Origin of the sequence: Nonomuraea basaltis (assembly GCF_005893125.1) — a bacterium.
Lineage (GTDB): Bacteria > Actinomycetota > Actinomycetes > Streptosporangiales > Streptosporangiaceae > Nonomuraea > Nonomuraea basaltis.
On record NZ_VCJS01000116.1, the window covers coordinates 1 to 16,037 of the forward strand.

General features: G+C 68.7%; 15 protein-coding genes. 8 read left to right on the forward strand and 7 right to left on the reverse strand.

From position 1 onward, the window contains the following. The 7 genes from EJK15_RS40125 to EJK15_RS40155 form a co-directional block, all read left to right on the forward strand. The coding region (locus tag EJK15_RS40125; protein WP_138715708.1) for an alpha/beta fold hydrolase at positions 1-1,237 on the forward strand (1,237 nt) is incomplete at its 5' end. 1 nt (position 1,238) lies between these two features. Beyond that, positions 1,239-1,985, forward strand: coding sequence for an AzlC family ABC transporter permease (locus EJK15_RS40130; protein ID WP_138715709.1), 747 nt, complete (start codon positions 1,239-1,241; stop codon positions 1,983-1,985). Beyond that, the gene (locus tag EJK15_RS40135) at positions 1,982-2,302 is read left to right on the forward strand and encodes an AzlD domain-containing protein (protein WP_138715710.1); all 321 of its coding nucleotides are present in this window, start codon (positions 1,982-1,984) and stop codon (positions 2,300-2,302) included. Before EJK15_RS40130 ends, EJK15_RS40135 begins: the two co-directional genes overlap by 4 nt. 224 nt (positions 2,303-2,526) lie before the next feature. Continuing rightward, a complete protein-coding gene (locus tag EJK15_RS40140) occupies positions 2,527-4,023 on the forward strand; it encodes an AbgT family transporter (RefSeq protein ID WP_240777518.1) in 1,497 nt (498 codons plus the stop codon). A gap of 25 nt (positions 4,024-4,048) precedes the next feature. After that, positions 4,049-5,188: a M20 family metallopeptidase gene (locus EJK15_RS40145; RefSeq protein WP_338089913.1), complete on the forward strand. Its 1,140-nt coding sequence runs from the start codon at positions 4,049-4,051 to the stop codon at positions 5,186-5,188. 96 nt (positions 5,189-5,284) lie between these two features. After that, positions 5,285-6,763 (forward strand): ATP-binding protein, encoded by a 1,479-nt coding sequence (locus EJK15_RS40150; RefSeq protein WP_138715712.1) that lies wholly within the window; start codon positions 5,285-5,287, stop codon positions 6,761-6,763. Continuing rightward, the gene (locus EJK15_RS40155) at positions 6,760-7,872 is read left to right on the forward strand and encodes a hypothetical protein (RefSeq protein WP_206061393.1); all 1,113 of its coding nucleotides are present in this window, start codon (positions 6,760-6,762) and stop codon (positions 7,870-7,872) included. The genes EJK15_RS40150 and EJK15_RS40155 overlap by 4 nt, the downstream gene beginning before the upstream one ends. 166 nt (positions 7,873-8,038) lie before the next feature. Here EJK15_RS40155 and EJK15_RS40160 read toward each other — a convergent pair whose 3' ends face one another. The 6 genes from EJK15_RS40160 to EJK15_RS40185 all read right to left on the reverse strand — a co-directional run bounded on the left by EJK15_RS40160 (position 8,039) and on the right by EJK15_RS40185 (position 13,020). Further along, positions 8,039-8,398 carry a hypothetical protein gene (locus tag EJK15_RS40160; RefSeq protein ID WP_138715713.1) on the reverse strand — a complete coding sequence of 120 codons (360 nt, stop codon included), beginning with the start codon at positions 8,396-8,398 and terminating at the stop codon, positions 8,039-8,041. A gap of 158 nt (positions 8,399-8,556) precedes the next feature. Next, positions 8,557-9,285 carry a DUF4097 family beta strand repeat-containing protein gene (locus EJK15_RS40165; protein WP_138715714.1) on the reverse strand — a complete coding sequence of 243 codons (729 nt, stop codon included), beginning with the start codon at positions 9,283-9,285 and terminating at the stop codon, positions 8,557-8,559. Positions 9,286-9,416: 131 nt separating this feature from the next. Next, positions 9,417-10,259, reverse strand: coding sequence for an LLM class flavin-dependent oxidoreductase (locus EJK15_RS40170; protein ID WP_240777519.1), 843 nt, complete (start codon positions 10,257-10,259; stop codon positions 9,417-9,419). Then, entirely contained in the window at positions 10,256-11,101 is an 846-nt protein-coding gene (locus tag EJK15_RS40175) for a GNAT family N-acetyltransferase (RefSeq protein WP_138715715.1), read from the reverse strand. Before EJK15_RS40175 ends, EJK15_RS40170 begins: the two co-directional genes overlap by 4 nt. A gap of 92 nt (positions 11,102-11,193) precedes the next feature. Then, positions 11,194-11,505, reverse strand: a complete 312-nt coding sequence (locus EJK15_RS40180; RefSeq protein WP_240777520.1) for an STAS domain-containing protein — start codon at positions 11,503-11,505, stop codon at positions 11,194-11,196. Between the two features lie 72 nt (positions 11,506-11,577). Further along, the gene (locus EJK15_RS40185; RefSeq protein ID WP_138715717.1) at positions 11,578-13,020 is read right to left on the reverse strand and encodes an LCP family protein; all 1,443 of its coding nucleotides are present in this window, start codon (positions 13,018-13,020) and stop codon (positions 11,578-11,580) included. Between the two features lie 81 nt (positions 13,021-13,101). Here EJK15_RS40185 and EJK15_RS40190 point away from each other — a divergent pair, with 81 nt between their 5' ends. Then, positions 13,102-14,121, forward strand: coding sequence for a glycosyltransferase family 2 protein (locus tag EJK15_RS40190; protein ID WP_138715718.1), 1,020 nt, complete (start codon positions 13,102-13,104; stop codon positions 14,119-14,121). On the opposite strand, the gene EJK15_RS40195 is transcribed toward EJK15_RS40190, so the two are convergent. Further along, positions 14,116-15,894: a CDP-glycerol glycerophosphotransferase family protein gene (locus tag EJK15_RS40195; RefSeq protein ID WP_240777521.1), complete on the reverse strand. Its 1,779-nt coding sequence runs from the start codon at positions 15,892-15,894 to the stop codon at positions 14,116-14,118. The genes EJK15_RS40190 and EJK15_RS40195 overlap by 6 nt on opposite strands. Positions 15,895-16,037: the final 143 nt, after the last annotated feature.

Sequence of the window (16,037 nt, forward strand, 5' to 3'; positions counted from 1 at the left end):
TCCCGACCCCGCCCGCCCGTTCCACCTGCGGGTCGTGGACGACTACGGACTGCGGGCACCCTTCGCCGCCCCCGGCCAGGTCGTCCTCGTCGCGGCCGATGACGAGAGCGTCAAGGTGCCCACCGGCCGGTACGGCCGTCGCATGTCCGGCGGCCTGGAGTTCCTCCCGGAGCGTCCACGCCGGACATTCCACCGGCCCCGCAGGCGTAGCGCCTCCCGCGCGGCCCTTCGCCCGGAAGGGCCGGTGCAGCTCCGCATCGCGCACGCGTGGTCCAGGGTTCTCGACGTGCCCCTAGAGAGCATCACGCTCGACGGCAACTTCTTCGAGCTCGGCGGCGGTTCCCTGGCCGCGATGCGGGCGGTGATGGAGCTGGACGGACTCGTGTCGCTCACCGATCTGATGCGGAACTCCACCCTCGGGCCGCTGTCCATGGTGGTCCAGACTCGGCTGGACGAGGGCGCCGGGGCGGACCCGGGCCTGCTCCGAGCCCTGTCGGAGAACCCGGGCAACGCCCGGTGCGCCCTGGTCTGCCTCCCCTACGCCGGCGGCACGGCCATCGACTTCGAACCGCTGGCCGCCGCCCTCGGCAAGGCGGATGACATCGGCGTCTACAGCGTCGAACTCCCCGGGCACGACGCCGGGCATCCTGGCGAGCCTCTCTTGTCCGTACGGGAGGCCGCCCGGCTGCTGGCGGACGAGATCCGCACCACCCTCGCCGGGGACGTGCTGCTTTGGGGCCACTGCGTCGGTTCGGCACTGGCGGTGGAGACGGCACGCCTGATGGAGGCGGCAGGCAGCCCGCCTCTGCACGTTTTCGTGGCCGGCAAGCTCCTTCACGACGCCGGCATCATGCGCGAGGCCGTGCGCCAGGCGGACACGATGAGCGACGACGACATCATGGCCTGGCTGGCCGGCGTGACCGAAGTCGGCCCGCTCACGCCCGACCAGGCGGCCTTCGTGGCGAGAGTGTTCAGGCACGACTCCCGCTCCGCCAACGCTTACCTGCTCGCGCAGGCCGAAGAGGGGACCGGGGCCACGCTCGGCGTCCCCCTCACGGCCGTGTACGCCACCGACGACCCGCTCACTCCCGAGTACGGCCGGCGATACGAGGAATGGTCGTTGTTCTCCGCCGCGCCCAGGCTCGCGGAAGTCGGCCCGGCCGGCCACTACTTCTGCAGCACGGCTCCGCACGCCGTGGCCGACCTGGTGCGCTCGCTATGGAAAGAAGGGCACTGAGATGTCCACCGCCAACCCATCCGAGGCGTTGACGCCGTCCCGGCAATTCCTGGCCGGGGCCAGGAGCACGATGCCCTTCCTCGCCTCCGCCATCCCCATGGGCATCGCGGGAGGCGTGCTGGGCTTGTCCAGCGGGCTGTCAGAGTTCGAGACCCTGGCCCTGGCCATGGCCGTGAACTCCGGCACCGCACAGTTCGTCGGCTTCGCGCTGATAGCCGATGGCACGAGCTGGCCCGCGATCATTCTCACCACGGCCATCCTGGGCCTGCGGATGCTGCTGTACTCCACGATCCTGATCCCGTACGTCAAAGAGGTTCCCCAGCGCTGGCGTGTGATCCTCGGCTTCGGGCTGATCGACGAGGTGTTCTTCGTGGCGATCGAACGCCTGCGCAAGGGCCGGCTGACCCACAGCAAGCACCTGTTCTTCCTCGGGGCGTCGGCGACGTTGTACGTCACCTGGATGCTGTGCACGGTGATCGGAATGTCGCTCGGGTCCGCCGTGCCCGACGTGGAGAAGCTCGGCCTCGACTTCCCGGTGACCGGCATGTTCGTCGCCATGCTCGCTATCGGGCTGGCGAACTGGCGAGTGGGCGCCGCCATCTGCTCCGCGGGAGTGACCGTCATGGTGGCGCAGGGCCTGCCGTACAACCTCGGCGTGGTTCTGGCCGCGGTCGTCGGCGCGGCGGTCGGTGCCGGGTGCGAGCGGGCGACCAAGAACAAGGCCAAGGTCAAGGAGAACGTGGGATGAATGTGGCGCTGCTGATCCTCGGCATGGGGCTGGTCAGTTTCCTGCCCCGGTATCTGCCGCTGGCGGTCCTCGCCGACCGGGAAATGCCACCGCTGGTGGAGACCCTGCTGAGATACACGCCGCCGGCGGTGCTCGCCGCGCTGGTGTTCCCGGCCATTCTCGCACCGTCGGGCAAGGGCATCGAGGTGACGCTGGTGAATCCTTATCTGATCGGTGGTGTGGTCACCTTCGCGGCGGGCCTGATATCGAAAAGATTCCTGCTGTCCACGTCGATCGGCATAGCGGCGTTCTATTTGAGTCGCTGGCTTATCGGCTGACGGGCAGTGCTCTGTACGTGTGATTGGAGAGCCATTTGTTTGGAACGAGACAATGCCGATGTGACCTGGCCTTATGTAGTTGAAGATCGCATTATCAAAATGTCGGTACGCACGCTTACCGGTTGCGCTGAAACCCTTGCGGGCGAACCGGAACCTGATTAATCTGAGGACCCATGTCCACCCCCCTGACCGTGGAAGCAGAGTCGCGTTCGCTTAGAGCGACGATGCGCGTTCTGAATGGCATTGAGCGCGCCGGAAACAGACTCCCCCATCCGTTCTGGATATTCATCATCCTGAGCGCCTTTCTCATGGTGCTGAGCTGGGCGCTGGCGGCTATGAACGTCTCGGCGGTCAACCCCGCCGACAACAAACCCGTCGTCGCCCAGAACCTGCTGTCCGCCGAGGGCGTCGCGCTGATGCTCGGCGACGCCATCGAGAACTTCGCCGCCTTCCCCGCGCTCGGCACGGTCCTGGTGGTCATGCTCGGCGTGGCCGTGGCCGACAAGACCGGGCTGCTGGCCGCCGTGCTCAGGCGCGGCATCTCCCGGGTGCCGGCGCGGTGGGTGACCTTCGCGCTCGCTTTCACCGGCATGATCTCCCACGTGGCCGCCGACTCGGCGTACATCGTGCTGATCCCGCTGGGCGGGCTGGCCTTCTACGCGGTCGGCCGCAACCCGATCATCGGCGTGATCGTGGCCTACGTCTCGGTCGCGGCCGGCTTCGACGCCAGCCCCGTGGTCACCCCGACCGACGTCATCCTGGGCGGCATCACCACCGAGGCCGCGCACACCGTCGACCCCAGTGTCACCGTCACGCCGCTGGCCAACTACTTCTTCTCCCTCGGTTCCTCGGTTGTGCTCGCCGCCGTCATCACGCTGGTGACGGAGACCCTCCTCACCAAGCGGGCGAAGAGCGTGCCGATCGACGACGACGCCGACGTCGGCAACCTGGGCGACCTCAGCCTGTCCGACCTGGAGCGGCGCGGTCTGCGCCGGTCCGGCATCGCGCTGATCGTGATCGCCGCGCTGATCGCGCTGGCCATCTTCCCGTCCTTCTCGCCGCTGCGCGACGAGAAGGGCGACCTGGCGTTCGGCCCGCTGCTGGGTGCGGTCGCCCTCCTGATCGGCGTCGCCTTCTGCATCGTCGGCATCGTCTACGGGCGCACCGTCGGCACCATCAAGCAGAGCAGCGACGTGCCCAACTTCATGGCGCACGGCATGAAAGAGATGGCCCCGGTCATCGTGCTGTTCTTCGCCATCTCGCAGTTCCTGGCCTACTTCAGGTGGACCAACATCGGCACGATCCTCGCGGTCAAGGGCGCCGACCTGCTCAAAGCGGCCGGGATCAACGGCCCGGTGGTGTTCCTCGGCATCCTGCTCATCGTCACGATCATCAATCTGCTGATCACCAGCGGCTCCGCCCAGTGGGCGCTGGTCGGCCCGGTGTTCGTGCCGATGCTGATGCTGCTGGACATCCCGGCGGAGACCACCCAGGCGCTCTACCGCATCGCCGACTCCTGCACCAACGCGCTGTCGCCGATGAGCCCCTTCTTCGTGCTGGTGCTCGGGTTCGTCCAGCGCTACCGCAAGTCTGCCGGCATCGGCACCCTGATGGCCCTCGTCCTGCCCCTGTGCCTGGTGATGCTCGTCGCCTGGACGCTGCTCTTCTTCGCGTGGTGGGCGCTCGGCATTCCCCTCGGACCGGGCGTTCCCGTCCGGTAATTCCCTCTAGATTAAGGATTCTTCAGTGACACCGGCTCCCATGTGGACCCACCAGGCCCTTCCCGCCATGCTCGGCGACCTGCGCAGGCTCGTCGAGCTGGAGAGCCCGAGCGACGACAAGCCACTGCTCGACCGGGCACTCGACGAGATCGGGGACTGGGCCGCCGACCGCATCGGGCAGCCGGAGCAGCTCCACCGCCACGACGGCGGGCGCCACGGCGACGTGCTGGAGCTGACCTACCACGGCACGGCCCCCGGCTTCGTCCTGCTGGTCGGCCACTACGACACCGTCTGGCCGGCCGGCACCCTCGCCGGCTGGCCGTGGCAGGTCAGCGACGGCATCATCAGCGCGCCCGGCGTCTTCGACATGAAGACCGGCCTGGTCCAGGCGGTCTGGGCGGTGCGCGGGCTGCGGGAGCTCGGGCTCCCGCACCCATCCGTACACCTGCTGTTCAACGGCGACGAGGAGATCGGCAGCCCGGCCTCCCGCGGGCGGATCGAGGCGGCCAGCGAGGACGCGCTGGCCACCCTGGTCTTCGAGGGCGCCATCGACGGGGCGGTCAAGACCGCCCGCAAGGGGGTGGGCATCTTCCAGGTGACCGCCACCGGCATCGAGGCGCACGCCGGGCTCGACCCCACCGCGGGCGCCAGCGCCGTCCACGCCCTGGCCGCGCTGATCACCCAGATCACCGCGCTGGGCGCGCTCGAGCGCGGCACCACCGTCAACGTCGGCCTCGTCAGAGGCGGCACCGGCACCAACGTCACCGCAGGCGAAGCCACGTGCGGCATCGACGTGCGCGTCTCGGACCCGGCAGAGATGGCCCGCATAGACGCCGCGCTGGCCGCGTTGCGCTCACCCGACCCGCGCGTTTCCGTCGCGCTCACCGGCGGGTGGAACCGGCCTCCCATGACGCCCAACCCCGCCTCGGAAGACCTGTTCGCCAGGGCGTACAAGGCGGCCATCGAACAGGGCTTGGAACTGCGCCAGGCAGGCGTGGGCGGCGCCAGCGACGCCAACTTCGTCTCCGCGCTCGGCCGGCCCGTGCTGGACGGGCTGGGGCCCGTCGGAGCGGGCTCCCACTCCCGCTCGGAGCACGCCATCGTCGATCACATACCGGAACGCACGGCGCTCACCATGGGCATCATCTCCAGCCTCGCCGACTAGGCCGCCACGGGCCGTGTGACACCCCACAAAATGCAGAACTGTACTTCTGAGAGGTATAGTTCTGCATTGACGCTTCACCGTTCATGGGGAGAGGCCTTGATCGTTAAGCCGGAGCGGGTCTTCGATCGGGTGAGGGAGTGGCAGGGTCTCTCGGGCTTCGTGGCGCCGCAGCGACGACCCGCGGCGCTGGCAGGCGCCACGCTCGGGGTCGTCAGCGGGCGGCGGCGGCAAGGGAAGAGCTTTCTTCTGCACGCTCTGGCGGAGGCGACCGGTGGGATGTACTTCGCCGCCACCGAGGCGACGGAGGCCGAATCGCTGCGGCACTTCACCGCAGCCCTCACGCGGTACACCCGGGAGGTCGTGGAGACCCCCTTCCGGGACTGGAACGATGCGATTCCCTACATGTTCCGGTGCTTCCGTGAGCGGCCGGTGCCGCTGATCATCGATGAATTCCCATTCCTCACCAGGGTCTCGCCGGCATTGCCGTCCATCATTCAGCGGGAGCTCGGGCCTGGGGGAAGCGGGCGGGAGAGCGCCGCGCGGCTGATCCTTTGCGGATCGGCCATGTCCGTGATGGGTAGGCTCCTCTCCGGGCAGGCGCCGCTGCGCGGGCGAGCCGGACTGGAGCTCATGCTTCATCCGTTCCGCTATCGGGACGCGGCCGAATTCTGGGGGATCACCGACCCGCGACTGGCCATATTGGTGCACGCGATCGTGGGCGGGACTCCTGCCTATCGGTACGAGTTCACGCAGGGTGACGTTCCGGAAGATCTCGACGACTTCGATTCCTGGGTGGTCAGGACCGCACTCAATCCTCAGACGCCGCTCTTCCGTGAGGCACGTTATCTCCTGGCGGAGGAGTCGGATATTCGTGATCCGGCCCTTTACCACTCGGTGTTGGCTGCCATTGCGAGCGGGAACTCCACGAATGGAGGAATCGCCAACTTCGTAGGGCGGAAGTCGGACCAGATCACGCATCCGCTCACTGTTCTGGAGGACTGCGCGCTCGTCACGCGGGAGCCCGACCTTTTCCGGTCCGGGCGGGCCCGTTACCGCATCGTGGAGCCGCTGATCACGTTCTATGAGGCGATCATGCGGCGGCGGTGGCCGGAACTGGAGATCTATCGGGCGGAAACCGTGTGGCAGGCGGTCAGGCAGACGTTTCTCGCTCAGGTCGTCGGGCCGCACTTCGAGTCACTGTGCCGCGATTTCGTCCTTGATGCGGAGGACACCATATTCGGAGAGTTTCCGGTCGAGATCGGCTCAGGTGTGGTGCCTGATCCGGCGAACAGGACTCAGATCGAGGTCGATGTGGTGGCGCTTGCGGCCCAGGAGCCCGGGCGGCCGCGACGGATCCTGTCGCTCGGTGAGGCCAAGTGGGGTGAGGTGATGGGGCGTCATCATCTCGAACGGCTGGCGAGGGCGCGCGATCTGCTGGACCGGAAGGGATACGACACGCGAGACACCGTTCTGGCCTGCTACGGGGGAGTGGGCTTCAGCGAGGAGTTGCAGGCGTCGGTCGACGGGGATGCCCGTGTCCGCCTGGTTGGGCTTGAGCGGTTGTATCTGGTGTGACGACTGTGTCCTTATGGGGCGAATGTGTAGTTCGGTCGCACTTCACTGTCGGTTCACCCACCGACCTGCCGAAAGAGATCTACGGGGGCGCCTGGGCCGCCGGACACGTCCAGGGGATCGCCATCGACCAGCGCAAGGGGTTCATGTACTTCTCGTTCACCAACCTGCTGGTCAAGACCGATCTCAAAGGCAACCCGGTCGGCTCGGTGACGGGCTTCACCGGGCACCTCGGCGATCTGGACTTCAACGCCAAGGACGGCCGCGTGTACGGCTCCCTCGAATACAAGGCGCAGGAGTCGTTCTACATCGCGATCTTCGATGCCGACCGCATCACCAGCATGAACATGGACGCTCAGTCCACTGGCATCATCAAGACCGTCTACCTCAAGGAGGTCGTGGCCGACTATGTGGCGGACATGAACGGGGACGGCAAGTTCGACGGGAACGTCGCCAACACCCCCGACCACCGGTACGGCTGCAGCGGCATCGACGGCCTGTCCTTCGGGCCCGAGTTCGGCAAGAAGCACGGCAAGCAGAAGCTCACGGTGGCGTACGGCATCTACTCCAACCTGGAGCGGCAGGACAACGACCACCAGGTCCTGCTCCAGTACGACATCCAGCAGTGGAAGAAGTACGAGCGGCCGCTCACGGAGAGCGCCCCGCACACCAGCGGTCCCGAGCAGGCCGACGGCAAGTACTTCGCCTTCACCGGGAACACCACGTACGGCGTGCAGAACCTCGATTACGACGAGTACACCGGCAACTGGATGATGGCCGTGTACAAGGGCAAGAAGCCGCAGTTCCCCAACTACTCGTTCTTCATGGTGAACGGTGACGAGCCGCCCAGGAATGGGGACATCGTGGGGCAGCCGCGGCCCGAGCAGGGCAAGCTGCTCACCCTGGCGCCGGGCGGCCTCCAGCACGACGCCTCAGGCGTCAGGGGATGGGAGTTCACCGGCGAGTACGGCCTGATCTCGCTGGGCGGCGGCCGATACTACGTCTCCAAGGCCGGGACGGTCATGGAGGAGGGTGTCACCAAGCAGACCAGCCACGCACAGCTGTACGGGTGGACCGGCAAGACGCCGACGCCCTTCGAGAAGGTCGGCTGACGGTAGCCCGGCCGCCCCGGCCGCCCCGCGAGGCCGGTCAGACGTCGGCGTCGTGGCACTCGTCGGCCTGCGGCGGCCGTACGACGTTGGTGTCGGTCTCCACGCCGCCGCCTACTTGACTCGGCTGCCTCCCATCCTCGGCACCTCGCCGGCGGATGTCCATGGGTCAGTCGGAAAGCCCGTACAGGCGCTTCAGGTCCACGAGCATGACGTCGGGACGGGAGGCGGCGGTTCGGGCCAGGTCTGGTGTGAAGCCCGTTGCCGAGAAGAGGACCGTGATCAGGTCGGTCGTGTCGTGGCCCTCTCGGGTGAGGAGGGCGCGGATGCCGTCCAGGCGTTCGAGGTCGGGCAGCCCTCGGCGGGCGAGGGTCGCCTTGGCCTCGCCGATCAGGTGGACGCGGGTGTTCTCTGTGGCGATGACGTCGATGTCGTGTTTGGCGCGTCCCGCGTTGTCCTGAATGCTGCCGAAGCCCACCGTGCCAAAGCCGATGGGCCGGCCCAACTCGTCCGGGGCGAAGCGATGCACCCACTCGCGGGCGAGCTCTTCGAGGTGCGGACCGAGGATGGTGGAGCGGAACGTGGGGGCGGTCGCACGCCAAACCTGCTCTCGCCATCCTCCCGTCTACTCCAAGGAGTGACGGGCTGCCAGCGGACGGTCAGGACATGCTGCCGCGCCCCGGGCGGTCACCTGGCCAGGATGCGGACGTCTCCCGAGGTGCTGCGGGCGACGATGGTGCTGGTGGCCTTGGAGTCGTTCTTGATCTCGGAGCGCTCGCTGCCCTCCTTGCTCCTCGCCGTCACCGCATAGGACCCAGAAGGTACGGTCGCCGTCACCCTGCCCTCGCGGGACTGCAGGTCGAGGTCGGTGGGCGCGCCCGCGAACGAGAGGTTGATGGCGCCGTCAGAGGTCCGGCACCGGACGTTCGCCGACTTCAGCCCGTCGCCGGTGATCGGGCCCTCGCTCAGCAGCCGCAGCCGCCCCGTGGTGCCCGACACCTGGATGCGGTCCCGGGTGGACACGTCCACGTCCTGCGTGAGGTCCTTCAGGATGACGCCGTCCGCCGCGTCGATCGACAACCGTACGCCGGGCGGGACCTTGACGTGATAGCGGGCGCCGCAGTCGCCGAAGACCATGTTGCAGTTCGCGCTGAGCCGCAGGGTGCCGTCCCTGAGGGACCAGGCGGCGTCGTCGGCGGCCTTGCCGCGTACCCATCGCTCCACCTCGACGGCGCCGCCGGTGCCCGGGAGGACGCGGACGCCGCCCAGTGAGGACATGATCTTCAGGTCGGTCCCGGTCAATGGGAACGACTGGGTGGTGCGCAGCTCTTCGGCGTCCAGGTCCAGGCCGCCGCAACCGCCCGTCGCCAGTGCCACCACCGTCGCGCCTGCTGCTAATGCCACGATTCGCCTCATGAGGTCGATCGTGGCCGAGGGCCGGCCGCCGGCCATCGGCCATCCGACCGAGCCTCATCGGCCATCCGGCCGATCGCGGCCACGTGGCCAACCGGCCGGCGCCGTCGACTCGGCCGTCCGGCCGGCGACTGCTAAAGGGCCGACAACAGCGCTGTGACGTGGCGCAGCGGGTCCGCGCCGAGCGGGCGCACCACCACCGTGTCCGCCCCCGCCGCCCACAAACTCTTGATCCGCGCCGCGGCCTCCTCCGGTGTGCCGGCCGCCATCACCACGTCCTCGGGAGCGACCCCCAGGAACGACGCCTGCCCCTCCACCATGGGACCGGTGACCTCCGTGGCGTCCGCCCCGATGTGGAGGAACGTGAAGGCCACCAGCTCGTGATCGTCATCACCGGCCCCGATCTGGTCCAGGATCCCGGGCAGCTGCGCCGGCCCGACGCCCTCGGGCACGATCGTGCCCTGCGCCACACGGCCCGACAGCGCCAGCGACTTCGGGCCCTTCACCCCGGCCAGCACGGGCGGCACCACGGCGGGCGGATGCACCAGCGACACCCCGTCCAGGTGGACCGACTTGCCGTGCAGGGTGACGGTCTCGCCGCGCAGCAAGGCGCGTACCGACGTGATCGTCTCCTCCAGGAGGGCCAGTGGCGACGGCGGGGTGGCGCCCACCTGGCGCATCCAGTCCGGCACACCATGCCCGATGCCCGCCGCCAGCCGGCCGGGATGTACGCGGGCCAGGTTGGCCAGCTCCATCGCCAGCAGCATCGGATTGCGCAGGGGAGCGGGGGTGATGCCGATGCCGACCCGCAGACGGGAGGTGACGGCGAGGGCGGTGGCGGCCGCGGAGATGCCGCCGGTCCAGCCCAGGTCCTCCACCACCCACAGGTCGTCCACGGACGTCTCGTCGAGCGCCCTGGCGAACGGAATCAGCTGCTCGGGCGGCAGGTCCCGGTCGAACATGACCCCAAGTCTCACGATTGCCTCCAGTAGTAGCGGAACAGCCGGCCGACCTCCGAGTATCCACCACGCAGGAAGGCGTTCGCCGTCGGCGCGTTGGCGACGTCCGTGGCCGCCACGATGCGCTCCACGCCCGCCTTGGCCAGCGTCCTGGTGCCCCGGGCCAGGAGGTCGTTGACGTAGCCGTGGCCGCGGTGCTCGGGGACGACGCCGATGTAGGCGATGGAGTGGTCGTCCGGGGCCACCAGGCCCACGGGGGAGTCACCCAGCCGGCCGATGACGAACCAGTCGGGCTTGGCCTTGCGGTTCATCAGGTCGTCGTACATCCATCGGGCCTCCCTCTCCGCGCCCGCCGTGGCGACCTCGACCTGCGTGTCGTAGTCCAGGGAGCCCTCGGAGATGCGGATGAGGAGGTCGAGCACCTCGGCGCGGTCCATGCGCCGTGCCGGGTGGTAGGTGAGCCTGCCCGGATCCGAGGGGAGGTCGGTGCCGGCCACCCATTCGAGCAGCAGCCGCTCGACCTCCATCGCGAACCCGGCCCGGGTCAGGGCCTCGTGCTCGACGGTGCGATCGACGACGGGGATCAGGCCCGGTTTGAGCGAGATGTCGTGGATTATCTTGGTCAGCCCCATCGCGCCCAGGCTGCGGCGCAGCAGCCCGGCGGCGACGACGGGATCGGGACCCGGGTCGAACTGCCAGACGATCACCGGCTCCGAGCCGGGGAAGGGCGCCCAGTACGCGAGGCGGGCCTGCCCCTCCGCGAAGCACCACTCAGGCCGCGTCCTGCCCTCGTCGAAGGCGGCTGCGAGCTGGGAGCGCGCGGGCTCGGGGAACTGGTCGAACAACGTGAAAGCCTCCACACCGTGCAGGGGCTCTCCCGTGACGTCATGGGGACGTGGGAGGTGTGCCCGCGATGAACATGACCATGTTCTCGCACACCTCAAACAGGTTTTCAGGCCGCGTCGCCCAGGGCCGTGCGGGCCTCGCCGATCGACTCACTCGTCTCGAAATGCCGGTCGAGGTTCGTGATCATCAACAGGTGGCGGATCATGCCGGGCGCCAGCACCAGGATCATGCGCCCGTGCATGCGCTGCACGTTGTTGAGCGTGGCCACCAGCACGCCAAGTCCCACGGAGTCGCAGAACGGGACCTCGGTCAGGTCGACGACCAGGTTGAGCGGGTCGGCCGCGGCGATCGCCTGCTCGAGCTCGGCCCGCAACCGGGGAGCACCCGCCACGTCGAGGTCGCCCACGACATGTAGCACCGTACAGGGGTCCTCCCGCCAACACCTGACCACCATGGGGCCTCACCTGCCCGAGACTGCAGAAAGTTATGCCTATTTCTTACATATGTTCTGCATTGCCGTTTTGGTCGTTGGTGTAACACTCGGCTTGGCGGTTGGGGCGCTTGTCGGTTTCTGTTTCTGGATTTTCGGCTGGTCGCTGCCGACGATCACTTCGACGCCGTCGACGTCGGCCTTCTTCAGCTCCGCACCTGGAATGGCGGCGGCCACCATACGGCCCTGATCCTCGCTGCCCGCGCCATAGCGGACGACGGTCTTCTTGTAGTCCTTTTTGGCGGTGTTGCCGGGCTCGCCGGGCACTTTGAAGCCGTACGCGACCAGCGCCGACTTTGTGCGGGCCCCGAGGCCCGTGATGAGCGTGCCGTTCTTGACCTTGAGTGAGACGCTTCCTGGCGCGATCGGGGAGGGCTTCGCGGAAGCCGGAGGAGAAACCGTGGGCGTGGGCTTGGCCGGGTCCTGGTCCGCGTTGATCTTGGCGAACATGTCGCGGGCCGCCTGCTTGTCCCACAGCACCGCCGACTCGCCGGTGGGCGCCTTGAAGTCGACGTTCGCCAGTGGCACCTCGGCGAACTTCACGTCCTCCAGCGAGACGTCCCTGAGCTGGGTGGCCAGGCCCAGCAGCCCGTCGTCGGGATCGACCTTGACGGTGCCCAGCGTGGAGTTGACGAACGAGCCCAGCTTGCCCGGGTTGGCGAGCGTGTCGGCGCTCAGCACCCGGTTGAGCAGGGCCGAGATGACCTGCTGCTGCCGGTCGATGCGGTCGAGGTCGGAGCGGGCGGTGGCGCGCGTGCGGGCGTAGCCGAGCGCCTGGACGCCGTTGAGCTGGTGGGTGCCCGCGGGCAGGTTGAGCGCGATCTTGGCGTCGTTGATCGGCACGGGCGTGCAGACGGTGACGCCGCCGAGGGAGTCGACGACATCGATGAAGCCGAGGATGTTGACCTCGATGTAGCGGTTGATCTGCAGCCCGGTGGCCGCCTCGACGGTCTGCTTGGCGAGCTTGGGCCCGCCGAACTGGTACGCCGAGTTGATCTTGTGGTCGCCCTTGCCGGGAATCGTCGTCCAGGTGTCGCGCGGCAGGCTCACCACGGTGACCCGGCGGTGGTCCTCCGACAGATGAATCACCATCATGGTGTCGGTGCGCTGGCCCGCCTCGCGGCCGAGCTTGAGCTGGTTCTGCTGCTGGCGGGTGAGATCATCGCGTTTGTCCACGCCGACCAGCAGAATGTTCTCGGCGCCCCGGGTCGAGGGCGCGGTCACGCCCGCGTCCACGGTGCCGATCTGGCGGGGGGTGGCCCACACCACGCCCGTGCTGACGAGCACGCAGGCGGACAGGAATCCGGCAATGATCACATTGCGGCGGCGGGCCTTGGCGCTCCTCTTGAACGGTTTGCGGGCACCACCTGGTGGGAGCTTGACGCCACCGTAGGCGTCGCCGCCCACGAGCACGCCGGCGCCCTCCTCGCCCGGCTCGCGCATGCCGTCCCCCTTGTGTCACCCCGGAGGATCGGGCTTTCGATTGCCTTCCTCCCCTGCCCGTACAGTAGCGTGAGCCCCGCCATGAAGCAGTTCCCCGACTCGCCGCACGCGCCCGCGGAGACGCGTGGCTGGCCACCCATATCCGTCGTCATGCCGGTCCTCAACGAGGAGCGGCACCTTCGCGAGGCCGTCGACCAGGTCCTCGCCCAGAGCTACCCCGGCGACATCGAAGTCGTGCTCGCCGTGGGTCCATCCCGAGACCGGACCCAGGAGGTCGCCGACGCCATCGCGGCGGCCGATCCCCGGGTTACCGTGGTGCCCAACCCGACGGGCCGCACCCCCAACGCGCTCAACGCCGCGATCGCCGCCGCCGGAAACGGCATCATCGCCAGGGTCGACGGGCACGCCATGCTGCCCCCCGACTACCTGCGCGTCGCGGTAGAGACGCTGGCGGAGACCGGCGCCGACAACGTGGGCGGCATCATGGCCGCCGAGGGCGTCACGCCGTTCGAGCAGGCCGTCGCCTGCGCCATGACCTCCAAGATCGGCGTGGGCGCTGCCGCCTTCCACGTGGGAGGCACGGCGGGCCCCGCCGACACCGTCTATCTCGGCGTCTTCCGCCGCTCGGCGCTCGACCGGGTGGGCGGCTACGACGAGCACTTCCAGCGGGCCCAGGACTGGGAGATGAACCACCGCATCCGCCAGAGCGGCGGGCTGGTGTGGTTCCAGCCGCGCATGCGGGTCTCCTACCGGCCGCGGCCCAACGTCAAGGCGCTGGCCAAGCAGTACTTCCACTACGGTCGCTGGCGGCGCGTGGTCGCGCGCACCCACGAGGGCACGATCAACCTGCGCTACCTGGCGCCGCCCGCCGCGGTGCTGGCCATGCTGCTGGGGCTGGTCGTCTCGCCGTTCTTCCCGCTCGCGCTGATCGTCCCCGGCGGCTACGCGCTGGCCATTGTGGCGGGCTCGGTGCTGACCGGCGGCGGGCTGTCCATGGCGGCGAAGCTGCGGCTGCCCATCGTGTACGCCACCATGCACTGCGCCTGGGGCTGGGGCTTCCTCACCAGCCCGAAGAAGCTGGCCAGGCCGCCGGGATCATGACCCTGACAGGACGCGCTCGATCGCCGCGTTGAAGCGGGTCAGCGCGTCCGGATACTCCGGCCCGAACAGATAGCTCCTGAGCTTGATCCTGGCTCGGGCCAGCGTGTCCTCCCCGTCCAGGAACTCCGCGAGCCCGGCCAGGTCCTCGCCCAGCAGCACGCCCGCCTCGGCGCTCGGATAGCGCTCGTGGAAGGCGTGCTCGGGCAGGCCCGCGACGTTCGTCACCGCGTACGGCTTCTCGCTGGCCAGGAAGTCGGCCACGACGCTGGAGATGTCGCTGATCAGCAGGTCGCACTGGTTGAAGCAGTCGTAGAGATGCGGCTCGGAGCCGGTGACGACCAGGTGCCTGATCTGCGGCGTCCCCCCGGCCGCGCTCGACGGGTGCCTGGCCTTCGACTTGGCCAGCTCGATCGCCTCGATCATGGCCACGATCCTCCGGTGCGCGCGCAGGGCGCGCCTGTCGCGGTGGCCGGTGAGCGGGTGCGGCTTGTAGATCACGCGAAGCGGGGGGTCGTGGTCGAGCAGCGCCCGCACGAGGCGCGGGCCCATGGTGATCAGCGACGTGTGGAACAGGTCGTCGCTCCAGCCCTCCCAGGTGGGGGCGTACAGGACGGTCCGGTACGGCAGCCCCGGCCCCTGCGTCGAGATGCCTTCGAGCTGCGGCCGGCCGACCTCGTGGATGTTCTCGTCCCTGACGCCCACCTTGGCGCGCCGGTAGCGGTCCCGTCCGGCGGGGCCGGCCACCCACACCTCGTCGTACACCCGGGAGAACGGGTTGAACGAGGCCTCCTTGTCGCTGTCCCCGTGGTTCAGGAACGCGCTGCGCAGGGTGGGGATGCGCAGCATGTGGACGTTCCTGCCGACGTTGGCGACGTACAGGCACAGCTTGGCGCTGGACAGGGCGCGGAAGCTCATCAGGTCGGCCGAGGACGGGATGCACACCATCGGCAGCGTTGATGGCTCCAGGTGGGCGGCCATGCCGCGCTCGCGCAGGACGACGATGGCGCGCCGATCGATGCGTTCGAGCGGGGGCAGCCACATCCTGGCCTGGTAGGCGGCCGAGGTGACGCCGGAGAAGTACAGGATGACCTCGGGGCGGTAGGCCTTGACCTGCTCGCTCACGACCTCGATGACCCGGGCCTTGTCGGTGAGCGGGAGCGCGCGGCGCACGTACGGGATGAGCGCCAGCGCTCCGGCGGCGCCGAGCGCGAGCGCCAGGCCCGCGCCGATCGCCGCCACGACGGCGCCGGACGCGGCCACGACCAGGCCGGACGCGGCCATGACGGCGCCGGCGGCGGCACCGAGCACAGGCAGGGTGTCGAGGTAGAGGAAACGCAGGCTGCGGGCGTCGCGCAGCCAGCGCGGCGGCATCTTCGGGATGCGCAGCGCTGAGACGTCGAGGTTGCGGGTGCTGACCGGCATGCTGCCGAGCATCTGCCTGAGCCGCAGGGCCAGCCCCGTGTGCACGGCTCGCACCCCGTGGACGCCGAACATCCCGGCCGCCAGCGCCACGAACCATGGCGAGTCGGGCCCCGCCGTCCGCGCCACCAGCAGCAGCGCCATCACCTGCCGGGCCGTGAAGCGCAAGGTGACCCCGAGATGCACCTTGCCGAGCAGCTCGGGCAGCCGTCCGGCGACTCGGGAAGCGGCGTACTCGGCGGCGTAGGAGAGCGCGGCGATCACTCCGAACAACAGCGGCGCCGGCCAGAGCGCCGACACCAGCAGCATGGGGTAGCAGCCGAGCAACACCGCGATCACGATGAGTTTCCTCATGTGACCGCACCGTAACAACCGCCGGGTCAAGTCCCGTCCACGCGAACGTCTGTGACTTGCCCTGATAGATCCGACATGAGGATGTCCAGCGAGGTCTGCGAGACCGCGCGGTGAGGCGCGGCGGTATTGACGCAGTTGACCCT